8 protein-coding genes are annotated in these 11,509 nt (G+C 61.8%); 6 read left to right on the forward strand and 2 right to left on the reverse strand.

Annotated elements, in window-relative coordinates; translation table 11 throughout:
- The first annotated feature begins 29 nt into the window (after positions 1 to 29).
- Together BLL36_RS25865 and BLL36_RS25870 are read left to right on the forward strand one after the other, a co-directional pair.
- Positions 30 to 1,526, forward strand: coding sequence for a helix-turn-helix transcriptional regulator (locus BLL36_RS25865; RefSeq protein WP_076954436.1), 1,497 nt, complete (start codon positions 30 to 32; stop codon positions 1,524 to 1,526).
- 103 nt (positions 1,527 to 1,629) lie between these two features.
- Positions 1,630 to 1,902, forward strand: a complete 273-nt coding sequence (locus BLL36_RS25870; RefSeq protein ID WP_076954437.1) for a DUF1652 domain-containing protein — start codon at positions 1,630 to 1,632, stop codon at positions 1,900 to 1,902.
- On the opposite strand, the gene BLL36_RS25875 is transcribed toward BLL36_RS25870, so the two are convergent.
- Together BLL36_RS25875 and BLL36_RS25880 are read right to left on the reverse strand one after the other, a co-directional pair.
- The gene (locus BLL36_RS25875; protein WP_076954438.1) at positions 1,865 to 3,058 is read right to left on the reverse strand and encodes an MFS transporter; all 1,194 of its coding nucleotides are present in this window, start codon (positions 3,056 to 3,058) and stop codon (positions 1,865 to 1,867) included. The genes BLL36_RS25870 and BLL36_RS25875 overlap by 38 nt on opposite strands.
- 77 nt (positions 3,059 to 3,135) lie before the next feature.
- Positions 3,136 to 3,444: an RcnB family protein gene (locus BLL36_RS25880; RefSeq protein ID WP_076954439.1), complete on the reverse strand. Its 309-nt coding sequence runs from the start codon at positions 3,442 to 3,444 to the stop codon at positions 3,136 to 3,138.
- Between the two features lie 164 nt (positions 3,445 to 3,608).
- On the opposite strand from BLL36_RS25880, the gene BLL36_RS25885 reads away from it, so the two are divergent.
- The 4 genes from BLL36_RS25885 to BLL36_RS25900 all read left to right on the forward strand — a co-directional run bounded on the left by BLL36_RS25885 (position 3,609) and on the right by BLL36_RS25900 (position 11,028).
- On the forward strand, positions 3,609 to 7,898 hold the full coding sequence (locus BLL36_RS25885; RefSeq protein ID WP_076954440.1) for a dermonecrotic toxin domain-containing protein: 4,290 nt from the start codon (positions 3,609 to 3,611) through the stop codon (positions 7,896 to 7,898).
- A 98-nt stretch (positions 7,899 to 7,996) separates the two neighbouring features.
- On the forward strand, positions 7,997 to 8,554 hold the full coding sequence (locus BLL36_RS25890) for a helix-turn-helix domain-containing protein (RefSeq protein ID WP_076954448.1): 558 nt from the start codon (positions 7,997 to 7,999) through the stop codon (positions 8,552 to 8,554).
- A gap of 10 nt (positions 8,555 to 8,564) precedes the next feature.
- The gene (locus BLL36_RS25895) at positions 8,565 to 9,911 is read left to right on the forward strand and encodes a glutamine synthetase family protein (protein ID WP_076954441.1); all 1,347 of its coding nucleotides are present in this window, start codon (positions 8,565 to 8,567) and stop codon (positions 9,909 to 9,911) included.
- Positions 9,912 to 9,930: 19 nt separating this feature from the next.
- Positions 9,931 to 11,028 carry a DNA alkylation repair protein gene (locus BLL36_RS25900; protein ID WP_076954442.1) on the forward strand — a complete coding sequence of 366 codons (1,098 nt, stop codon included), beginning with the start codon at positions 9,931 to 9,933 and terminating at the stop codon, positions 11,026 to 11,028.
- Positions 11,029 to 11,509: the final 481 nt, after the last annotated feature.

Consider the following 11,509-nt stretch of genomic DNA (forward strand, 5'->3'; position numbering starts at 1 on the left):
TGCGTATGCGCCCAACCCCAGGAGAACTTATGACACAGGATGTTCTTGCCAAAGAAACCAACCGCCGCCAACTGCAGCAGATCATCTCCGGGCTGTCCGACGGCGTGATTCTGGCCGAGGTCGATCAAACCATCCTGTGGGCCAACGAGGCCGCGCTGGCCATGCACGGAGTGGGCGATGTGATGGGGCTGGGCGCCGATGGGCAGCAGTATGCCGAGCGTTTCACCCTGCGCTACCGTAACAATCACCCTCTACAGCCGGACAGTTACCCCCTTGCCCGGGCGGCGGCGGGGGATGAATTCAGCGATGTGGTGGTGGAAGTCACCCCCACTGCCGACGAAGAGAGAACCTGGGTGCACCGCCTGCGCAGCCTGGTCATCACCGACGCCAAGGGCGAGCCGGAGTTGCTGGTACTGATCCTTAGCGACGCCACCGAGTGGGCCAGTGCCGAGCAGCGTTTCGAAAAAACCTTCAACGCCAACCCGGCGCCCGCGGTGATCTGCCGCTTGAGCGACTTGCGCTACATCAAGGTCAACCAGGGCTTCCTGGAAATGACCGGCTACAACCGCGACCAAGTCATCGGTAAATCCGTCTATGAACTGGATGTGCTGGAGCAAGCCGAACGCAAGGACCTGGCCATCCAGCGCCTGGGCGAAGGCGCGACCATCCCCCAGATGCAGGCCGAGCTGCGGCTTCCCAGGGGCGGCACCAAGCTGGTGATTGTCGCCGGCCAGCCGTTGGACATGAACGAAGAGGACTGCATGCTGTTTTCCTTCATGGACCTGGAGCCACGGCGCAAAGCGGAAATTGCCCTGCGCCAGAGTGAGGAACGCTTTGCCAAGGCGTTCCGCCTGACGCCGGTGCCGACCCTGGTGTGCAGCGCCGGTAACCGGCAGGTAGTGGACGTCAACGAAGCCTTCATGAGCATCACCGGCTATATCAGCGAAGAGCTGATCGGCAAATCCATCGAAGACATCGATTTTATCGACAGCAAGTCTGCCTGCGACCAACTGTTCGCCACCCTGGAAAAGTCCGGCAACCTCGACGGCCAGGACCTCAAGGTGCGCAAGAAAGGTAACGAAGTGATCGACTGCGTGGTGTCCGCCGACACCGTGGTCATCCAGGACGCGCCGTGCTACCTGCTGGTGATGATGAACATCACCGAACGCAAACGCTCGGAGCTGGAACTGGTGGCCGCCATCGAGGAAGTGATGCAGGACGCCTCGTGGTTCAGCCAGACACTCATCGAAAAATTGGCCAACGCCAAAAGCGTCAACAGCCCTAACCAGCCGAATATTGCCTTCACCGACCTCACGGCCCGCGAACGCGATGTGTTGGGTCTGATCTGTGAAGGCCTGGCCGACAAGGAAATCGCCTCGCGCCTGAAACTGGCGCCCAACACCGTGCGTAACCATGTGGCCACGGTCTATTCCAAACTGGGGGTACACAGCCGCAGCGCCGCCATGGTCTGGGCCCGTGAACGCGGGCTGTTTGCCGGTGAAGTGCGCCTCAAAAAGCGCTCATGAAAAGTGCAAATGCACTAGTGCGGCTAGTGCGAATTCGCCTTATTGGCGCCAGAGGCAAGCCATAACCTTCAAGGGTCGAACATTCGTCCCCGAAGGAACCCACATGTTTACCCTCGCCCAACTGCGAAATTGCATCGAAGAAGGCCTGTCGCCGCTGACGTGTGAATTTACCCTGTGCCGGGACGCGTCCCTCACCCTCAAGGTCTACGATGCCGAAACCGGCCGTGTCGACCTGGTGGTGACCGGGATCAGCACCAACCGGCTGCAGACCCCGCAAGAAGTCGAAAAAATGGTGGAAGAGCTGCGTTACGAACTGCAAAGCAACACCGTGGGCAAGCTCATGCTGGATGACTGGCCTTCAACGACGCCCCGATGAAATAGAACACCCCGCCCCCAAGGATGAACGCCCCCAGCATGTAGAACATGGCCTGCGCCGGCAGGCTGGCCAGTACCAGCCCGCACAGCACCGGCCCCAGGGCGGCGCCCAGGTTGGACAGGTTCTGCGCGCCGTAGTACATGCCGCGCAGGTGGTCCGGGGCGATACGGTCGATAAACATGTACTCGGCGGGAAACACAATGATCTCCCCCACCGTGAACACCGCCATTGCCAGCACCCACCACAGCACACTGTCGGCCAGCGCGAAACCGATGATCCCCAACATGAACATGCCCAGGCCGGCGATCAGCCACTGGCCCAGGTAACGATGAGAAATGCGCCGGCCAATCACGTATTGCAAGGCAATCACCAGCACCGCGTTGGTGGTAAGCACGGTGCTGATCACGGTGTAGGTGTATTCAGCCGTCGTTGTAATCACCAGGTACTGCGACAGCCAGGCGACGAACTGGCCGAACACCACGGCGCTGAGCACGCCGCCGAGGGTGAAGCAGACCAGGCGGCGGTCGCGCAGCAACACGCGGCCGACGGCGAGGAAAGGCACCGGCTTTTGCGCCGCATCGACAGTCGCCAGCGTGCGGTCGCCCCACCGCCAATACAGCAGGAAAAACCCTCCCCCCAACAGCGCCGAAAGGATAAACGGCAAGCTGATATCCAGCTTGGCAATCATCGCGCCGAAAAAAGGCCCTACGGCATACCCGATATTGGTCAGGGTGTATTTGATGGAGAACACTTCGCTGCGCGCCTCGAGGGGCAACAGGCTGGCAAACCCGGCCTTGACCGCGATGTCGATCACCGCGTAAGCCAGGTTGATCATGATCAGGCAGCTATAGAACGCCCAGATATTCTGCGCAAGCACCGTGCCGATAAAGCCCAGCACAAACAGCACACTCAGGCCGAGCAGCAGGCGATAACTGTTGATGCGGTCGACCAGGAACCCGCCATACACACTCAGGAGCGAGCCGACGATCAGCGAGCTGCCGATCACCAGGCCGACCTGGGTGATGTCGAGGGCGAAGTGGCTGGTGAGGTAGATCACCAGGTACGGAAACGTGATTGCCTTGGCCAGCGTGAGCATCAACGTGGCGCACAGCAACAGGTTAACGGTGCGGGGGTAATTTCTTATTGTGGCAAGCATCCTGCTCTCTTTCTTTGAAGGTAACGCGGCGTTTATAAACCGGTTACCTTACCTCAGAGCAGGCGCAACGGGCACCATCATTTTTTGACGGGTGTGATCTCAAGAATGGTGCCGTTGGTGGTCTTGAGCAACACGTATTTATCGCCTACCCGCGTCCATTGGCTCTCTTCCTCAGGCTGTTTGAGCCCGCGCTTTTTCCAGTCGCCGAGTGCCGATTCCTTGCGCATCAGCATGTCCGGCGCGCGGTCGCCTTCTTTCAAATCACGGGCATTGATATTCGAAGGCTGCACGGTTTCTTGAGGGGTATCGCCAGCGTGCACGATAAAGCTTGCGGTGGACAGGCCGGTGGCGACCAGCAGGCAGGCAACTAGGGATCTGGATTTCATGGGTGCTCCTTGAATGAATGGCGCGTACCCAGATTCGGACCGCTGCCGCACGAAATCATTCAGCCCAGCAACAGGGGCACTGCATCGACGCACTACCTGTGTAGTGCATGGCTTGATCAAACGCGCGGCAACATGGCCATTCACTTCGCTTTCCAGGCCATCTTATGCGCTACAGCACCTTGCTCCCCCCTGACCCCCTGACCACTGCGCTGAACGCTCGCGACACCTCGCTGGCGAGCCGCCTGACAGAAAAAATCCACAGGCTGAACACCCAGATACTGGAGGTTCTGGAACAACAACCGACCTTTAATCAGTGCGTACAGGACGCCTTCAATCAAACCTTCGCGGCGTTACCCACGCCGCTAACCATGACCAAGACCTACCTGCGTATCGACGCGGCGAGCCCGGTCGATCCGTCGGACAAACCTGCCCAGGCTTCATCGGACGACACCGAGAATACGGTCCTGGACGTACAGCCTTTGCTGCCGACCCTGATGGATGCGGTGGTTAGACGCGTTGTCACCCAGACGCCGGCCAACTATGCCGGCCACACCACCACGTTTCATCTCAGTTCCAGCGGCGAAGACAGCGCCCCTGGCCTGGGCTTGACCCCAGCGGCGTTCGACGCTTTTCTCAATACTCTGGCCGGCGACCTGGCGACCCGCTTCAAGGCACACCAGGCCGCGTTCTGGAGCGGCCCCGCCGAGGATGCCGATATCCGCACGTGCCAGCAGTGGTTGGGCGAAAAACGTCTTGAGCTGATGAAGGCCGAGATTGAACTGCTCAAGGTCGACGGCGTCGTCGAGGGCGCAGGCGAGCTGTTGCTGATGCAGGTCGCGCGCACGCCGGATGCGCTTTCCCGCCAGGCACTCAAAGGCGACAAGCCCTGCGCCTACGCAATCGCGGTCAGGGACAATTTGTCCAGTGATATCCCGCTGTACGGCGCCTTCGTGATCACGTCCCGCGGTCACGAAACGCCACAGGTGCGCCCACAAAGCGAGGTACAAACCCCAGCGGCCCGAGACGTGACACCCCAGGCCAATGTCGGCCCGGTGCTTTTATTCCTGCCGGCCAGCGGGTTTGAAGGGTTTGACTCAATGGCCAGCCTGGACCTGGAACTGCACCGACGCTTGAACAGCCCCCTCGAATTTTCAGACCTCCTGGCGCTGATGAACGAGAACGACCGTGCCTCCGGCCTGGCGTTTCACCAGCAGCAGAACCTCAGCGGACAATTTCGCTATACCGAACGGCTGAGGTCGATTTTCAGCGACGCCATCGATTCGCTACGCACTCGGGTCGATGAGAACTTCAGTTGGATGGTCGCCCATTACCAGCGGCACGCGAGTGACGTGGACATCACTCAATTGCCCGAGAGCCTTGACCGAACCACCACTATCACGCCCGCGTTCGACGCCGCCGGCTGGCTGGCCGCCCGGCAACGGAAAAAGGCCCGCCTGCAGCTCCAGCACTTTCTCAAGGCCGCGACCCCGGACGACAAACTGCAATGGGAGCAGGCTGTACAGGCTTACGTCGAGCACTTGCTGAGGCTGTCCGGACCAGAGGCCCTGCCATCGCTGGCGCAGTACAGCGACCCGGCGACCTTGCTGGCGTACAGCAACGAACAACTGCGCCGGGTGCTTGAGGCCGAGCACGGCCTGACGGTTGACCCGGATGACATCCTCATCCACACCAAAACCTATGCCCCCCGGCTGATCGGCGGCTACGTGGTCGGTGGCAAACCTCACCCTTCGACGCCGGGCACGCCGCTGTTCATCACCCGCCAACTGACGCTGACTGAACTGGCCCTGGAAAATATCGAGTGGCTGGACCTTAACTTCACTAACTTTTCACGGTTGACCGATAAAGCACAGGCGCCCTTTACCGCGTTGACGGTTGCGCAAATCAAAGACCTGGTGCGCACCCTCAATATCGGCGACAGCTACGAGCAATTTCTCAAGGCACGCCTGATCACCTCGCCATCGGCCCAGGCCGAGCAGCAACGCTACATGGAGGTCATGGCGCTGCAACTGCGGGTTGATGCCGTGGAGGCGAAAATCGCTGGTGACTTCCTGACGGACCGACTGGACCGCGGGTTCAACTGGGTGATGAGTGTGCTTGCCGGGCCGACGGATGATGACAAACGTACTCGCGTCGAAGGGCACCGGGTCGTGGTCAGTGCCTTGAAGCTGCGCGGCGAACGCGTGCGCGGCGTGCTGGTGTTTTCAACTGCCTCACAAGGGATCGCCTCGCGGGTGGTCTACACCCCCATGAGCCCGACCGGGCGCGTATTCCACGAATACCCAGACGCCTCGGCCATGCACCGCGACTTCATCAACCACAGCGCCTGGCGGGACTACCTGGTAGGCCGCGTGACGCTGACTGCGCAACGCAGAATTCGCAGCCTGCTCAAAGATGGCGCCAACGACCCGGTCATCGCCCTGACCCGCATCGCCGGTAACGTTCTTGAAGAGGCCTACCAGACCGAAGCGTCGGCGGTGATCAACGATGCGAATGCCCAGTCAACCAGCACCCAGGAAGCCAATTACGACAGCGCTACCACGCTGGTCACGGCGGGCCTGGACATCGCCACGGCGTTTTTCCCGGTGAAGGTCATGCTGCCCATCGGCCTGGCCAGAAGCAGCCTGTCGGTGATCAATGCGGTGGAAGCGGCCCAGCTCGGCGACCGTGCAAGTGCGGCGCACTACATCGTGCGCGCATTGGGCGAGTTGGTGGGGGCGGTGCTGGACGGCGCCGTGGCCGGTGCAGGGTCGGCACGCCCGCGTATCCCGGCGAGCGCGCACCCACGTCTGGACCGCAAGATGGCACTGAAAAAACCGCCCACAGACGTCAAGCGCCTGCAAGGTTGGGAGGCGCAGGACATTTACGTGCGGGACGTGGTGGACGCGGGCACCTACCAGGCGCCCCAGCACTTTCTCGAGGAACATGGCCGCTGGTATTCCATCGCCCGCGACAGCGACGCCCAGGTGTGGCGACTCAAGGACCCCAGGCGTGCACCCAGCGCCTATAAAGGCCAGCCGCTTTATCGCAACCCGCAAGGCCTGTGGGAGATTCGCTCCCCGCACCTGGGCTTGCGCGGCGGCGCGCCCTTTGCGAGCGAGCCGCAAAGAGCGCTGATGGACCTCTACCCTTACCTGGATGTGGAACAGGCCAGGCGGATCCTGGATTCGTTCGTGTTTCCCCGGCACCGTGAGCTGGAACTGCAAACGGCGCTGGTCCAGCATCTGCGAAGGTCGCCAACGCGGCTCGATGAATTTTCACAGTACCTCATGGTGACACCGCAGCGTTTCAGGTTACGGCTGGAGGGACGGGACCTGCCCGGTTCGCTGCCATCGGCCATGGAGCCTGTTCCGGGGCCCAGCCGCGCGCCGACCGAACCCGACCTATTGCCCGCCCCGCGACCTCCGCGCCCACCCGAGGAGCGTTTTGTCGACTGGGGCCAAAGCTTCGATGCCGCTGTGATGGAAGCCGTGGCGGGACGCCCGGGAGTCTGGCGCAAGCGTGACGCGCCGCCGGGACAGAGATCCGTCGAATACATCCAGATGGAGGGCCGCTATTATGCGACGCTGCCGGGGAGCGAGTCCTCGGCCGTAGCCGGAGCCAGAGCCGCTATCGTACCGAGCGACCGTCCGTGCTCGACGTTTGTGCAGTTCGAAGACCTCCTGCACCGCTATTTCCACGATCAACCCAGGATCGTGGAATACAACGCTTCATTGGAACGCTGGCTCATCGGCGCGCAGCTGCCGTTCCGCGCCCCCGTTGCACGCCAGCTGAGTCACATATTCCCAAGCTTTACCCCACACTCACTGACTCGCCTCGCCGCCGCGCTGTTTAACCGCAGCAACCCCACAGGGCTCAATGCGGGCGGCTATGCCAGGTTGCTTCGCACGCTGCACGACTGGACAAGCTGGTCGGGCCGCGCAGCCGCGGCATCGGTAGGCTCGCCCTCGACCTTTGCGGCCGATCCGCTGGCGCTGCTTCCCCGCCTGCCGCAAACGCCAGACCAACGTGCCTGGCCACTGGAGCCATCGGCACAGTTCAACCTCTTAAGGTTTCGTACGGACCGTATGCCCGCAACCTTGACGGCCAACGCCGCGGTGATGCCCAACGCCGCGACTGCCCGAAACCTGATGCGAGCATTGCTGAGCGACAGCCACTATCACGTGGTGGACACACGTTACCCCAGCGAGCTGCTGGTTCGACGCGAAGGGCGCCCAACCCTGTATTGGCTGACAATAATCCGAACGAATTCCGACCACGTGCTTACCCGTCACTACAACCCGCACGCGCCTACAGCTTTCAATCTGCAGCGACAGTCGGCTAACGTGCGGGCACTGGCCCATCACGCCCGCCGGGACGGCCAGTTGGTACCCTTGATAGGCGGCGTGCAACCCGGCGAAGGCGCGACGGTCATCCCGTTTATCTTCCGCCCTTGACCTGCCGGTGCGCGGCGAGCGGCGCCTTCGTGGCCTTCTCCATTGCCGGCGTGAAATTAATACTGTATTTTTTCATGAAATTTTTAGATATTAATTTCATGACACCTACAGAAGAACTCGCCGCCCTCGCCACGCTGATCCACGACCTGCGCAAACACAAGAAACTCACCCTCGCTCAACTCGCGCAAAAAATCGAGCGTTCGGTGGGGTTTTTGTCCCAGGTGGAGCGCGGCCTGTCGCAGCCAACCGTGGCCGACCTGACCGCCATCAGCCACGCCCTCGACGTGCCCACCACTTATTTCTACAGCTTGCCCAAGCCCAAGGCGGTGGACTGGGTCACCCGCCCCGACGAGCGACGCACGGTGTATTACGCCAATGGCATCACCGACATTCTCGTCTCGCCGAGCATGAACGGTGCCTTTTCGATGCTCGACAGCCTGTTGGCCCCCGGTGCCAACAGCGGTGAACACACCATGAGCGACCGCGCCGAGCAGGCGGGTTTCGTGCTGGAGGGCGAGTTGACGCTGTGGGTGGAGGGTGAAACCGAAGCCGTCACCCTCGGCCCTGGCGACAGCTTCCACCTGGCCAGCTTCGCCCATTGCCGCTACGCCAACCTGACTGACCTGCCCACCCGCGTGCTGTGGGTCTACAACTAGGAGCAACCCCGTGAAAAGCCCTTGTGCCTCGCTACTGGCCGAAGTCCGCACCTTCCGCCAGCACCATCCCGAGGTCCGCTATGTCGACCTGATCGCCCTGGACATTCCCGGGCATTTCTACGGCAAGCGCTATCCGATCGACATGCTGGAAAAGGTCGCCGCCGGCAGCCCTTTGAAACTGCCGCAAAACGCCGTGCTGCTGGGCGCCCAGGGTGGGTTGTTCAAGATTGGCGACTATTGCTTCAACGACGGCGACCCGGACGCCAACCGTCGGCTGGTGCCGGGCACACTCAAGCCGGTGAGCTGGGAATCCCAGCCATTGGGGCAGATGCTGATCACCTCGGACGGAACCGACGCCCCCATCGAATTCGAGCCCCGCGAAGTGCTGGCCAAGGTGCTGGAGCGCTTGCAGCACAAGGGTATCCACCCGGTGGTGGCGTTCGAGCTGGAGTTCTATCTGTTCGACAAAACACTCGATAACGGCCTGCCGCAATTCGCCCGCGACCCGCTGAGCGGTGACGCGGATGATCAACCCAACCTGCATATCGAACGGCTGTCACGCTTCAGCGAAGTGCTCGATGACATGGCCCGTACCGCCAAGGACCAAGGCATCGATATCACGGTGATCACCGCCGAAATCGGCCCCGGCCAGTTCGAGATCAACTTCGGCCACGACAGCGATGGCCTGCGCGCCGCCGACTGGGCAGCGCTGTTCTGTCGCAGCACCCGCGGCGTGGCGCTCAAACATGGTTACCGCGCCAGTTTCATGGCCAAGCCCTACCTGCAACACCCCGGCAGCGGCATGCACGTGCATGTGAGCCTGTACGACGGCGCGGGCAATAACCTGCTGGCGGCGCACCAGCAACAGGCGCTGCGCCATGCCGTGGCGGGCTGCCTGGAATTGCTGCCCCATTGCATGCCGATCTTCTCGCCCAACCACAACGCTTTCCGCCGCCTGGGCGCCACGGTAAATGCGGCAGCCCGCGCCAGCTGGGGCTTTGAAGACCGCGACGCCTGCGTGCGCATCCCCGAGTCCGACCCGCGCAACCTGCGCATCGAACACCGCCTGGCCAGTGCCGACGCCAATCCGTACCTGGTGCTGGCAGCCATCCTGGTTGGCCTGGAACATGGCCTGCAAGCCAAGCGCGACCCCATCGCGCCGCTGAACGAAGACCGCACCAGCGGCACCGACTTTCCTTTGGAAATGCTCGACGCCGTACGCGCCATGCAGCATCAGCCGGTGTTGCGCGATAAGCTGGGCGCTGAATTTGTCGACGTGTACTGCGAGAACAAACGCCAGGACCACCTGGCCTTCCAGCAGGAGATCCATGCGCGGGAATATCGCTGGTTTCTCTGACACCCCCTATGGAATCACGATGACTGACCAAAGCGCTCCGGCCCTCAAGGAAATCTTCAACGTCGAACGCCTGCACCACATCGCCGACGAGATGACGGCGGTGTACCCGGCGTTCGACGCCAAGGGCTTCCTCCAGCACGCAAAGTCAGGGCTGGCCGAGCTGTCGGTAATGCAGCGCATGGCACGGGTCAGCGAGAGCCTGCATGCGGTGATACCGCTGGATTACGCGCAAACCCTCAAGCTGCTTTATGCGCTGGCACCGCGTCTGAACAGCGCGTTTGTCAGCCTGTTCCTGCCGCACTTCGTCGCGAGTTACGGGCGCGACGATTTCGAGCGCTCCATGGCCGCGCTCAAATACTTCACCCCTTTTGGCTCCGCCGAATTTGCCGTCCGCCCCTTTCTGCTTCACGACTTGCAGCGCACGTTGGCGGTGATGCAGGCATGGTCGCTGGACGCTGACGAACACGTGCGCCGCCTCGCCAGCGAAGGCTCGCGACCGCGCTTGCCCTGGTCGTTCCGCCTGGCTCAGGTGCAGGCCAACCCTGAGCTGTGCGCCGCGATCCTGGACAATCTCAAGGCCGACCACAGCCTGTATGTGCGCAAGTCCGTGGCCAACCACCTCAACGACATCACCAAGGACCACCCGGACTGGGTGCTCAGCCTGATCGAGAGCTGGAACCTGGAGCACCCTCACACGGCCTGGATCGCCCGCCATGCACTGCGTAGCCTGATCAAGCAAGGCAACAGCCGCGCCCTGACGATCATGGGCGCCGGGGCCAGGGCCGAGGTGACGCTTCATCGGTTAAGCGTGACACCGGCGGTGATCAACCTGGGGGAACGGATAAACCTGTCGTTCTCGCTCGAGTCCACCGCCGCCGCCCCACAGAAACTGGTGGTGGATTATGCGATCCACTATGTAAAAAGCGCCGGCCATAGCGCCGCCAAAGTCTTCAAACTCAAGGCGTTTACACTCGGCGCGGGCGAGCATCACAGCCTCCGGCGCGAGCAGCATATCCGCGAATTAACGACGCGCCGGCATTATCCGGGCAGGCATGTGGTAGATGTATTGGTGAACGGGGAGCGTTTGGGCAGCGCCGAATTCGAACTGCGAGCCTGACTCGATGCAAGCTACACCACAATCCCAATGTGGGAGCTGGCTTGCCTGCGATAACGGTGGGTCAGCTTGCCTGTTCGGTTCTGACCCACCGTTATCGCAGCATAGGTATCTACACAACTTTCAGTTGACCAATCTCCCTGTGGGAGCTGTCGAGCTTTAGCGAGGCTGCGAAAGCGGTGGGTCAGGCGACCAAAATGCCAGCAGTGCCGCCGCCTTCGCAGCCTCGCTGGGGCTCGACAGCTCCCACATTTTGAACCGAGTTCGACATCAATACCGGTCGGCTCTAAGGCCGCCGCGCTTTGTTTTTGATCTTGATCTGGGGCGCCCCGTCAACCACGCTGGCCGTAATTCGACATTGATTTGGGGGGTAAACCGGCAGGACGCCGGTTTAGCCGCCCCGCGCCATGGATGGCGCGTGGCGGCGGCCCCCCAAATCAATGTCGGATTACGGGCATGCCGAGCCTAGGCGAGGCACCGAGTG

Origin of the sequence: Pseudomonas cedrina subsp. cedrina (assembly GCF_001983175.1) — a bacterium.
GTDB lineage: Bacteria > Pseudomonadota > Gammaproteobacteria > Pseudomonadales > Pseudomonadaceae > Aquipseudomonas > Aquipseudomonas cedrina.

Coding starts and splice junctions, on each gene's coding strand:
- BLL36_RS25865 (WP_076954436.1), top strand. CDS start 30: ATGACACAGGATGTTCTTGCCAAAGAAACCAACCGCCGCCAACTGCAG.
- BLL36_RS25870 (WP_076954437.1), top strand. CDS start 1,630: ATGTTTACCCTCGCCCAACTGCGAAATTGCATCGAAGAAGGCCTGTCG.
- BLL36_RS25875 (WP_076954438.1), bottom strand. CDS start 3,058: ATGCTTGCCACAATAAGAAATTACCCCCGCACCGTTAACCTGTTGCTG.
- BLL36_RS25880 (WP_076954439.1), bottom strand. CDS start 3,444: ATGAAATCCAGATCCCTAGTTGCCTGCCTGCTGGTCGCCACCGGCCTG.
- BLL36_RS25885 (WP_076954440.1), top strand. CDS start 3,609: ATGCGCTACAGCACCTTGCTCCCCCCTGACCCCCTGACCACTGCGCTG.
- BLL36_RS25890 (WP_076954448.1), top strand. CDS start 7,997: ATGACACCTACAGAAGAACTCGCCGCCCTCGCCACGCTGATCCACGAC.
- BLL36_RS25900 (WP_076954442.1), top strand. CDS start 9,931: ATGACTGACCAAAGCGCTCCGGCCCTCAAGGAAATCTTCAACGTCGAA.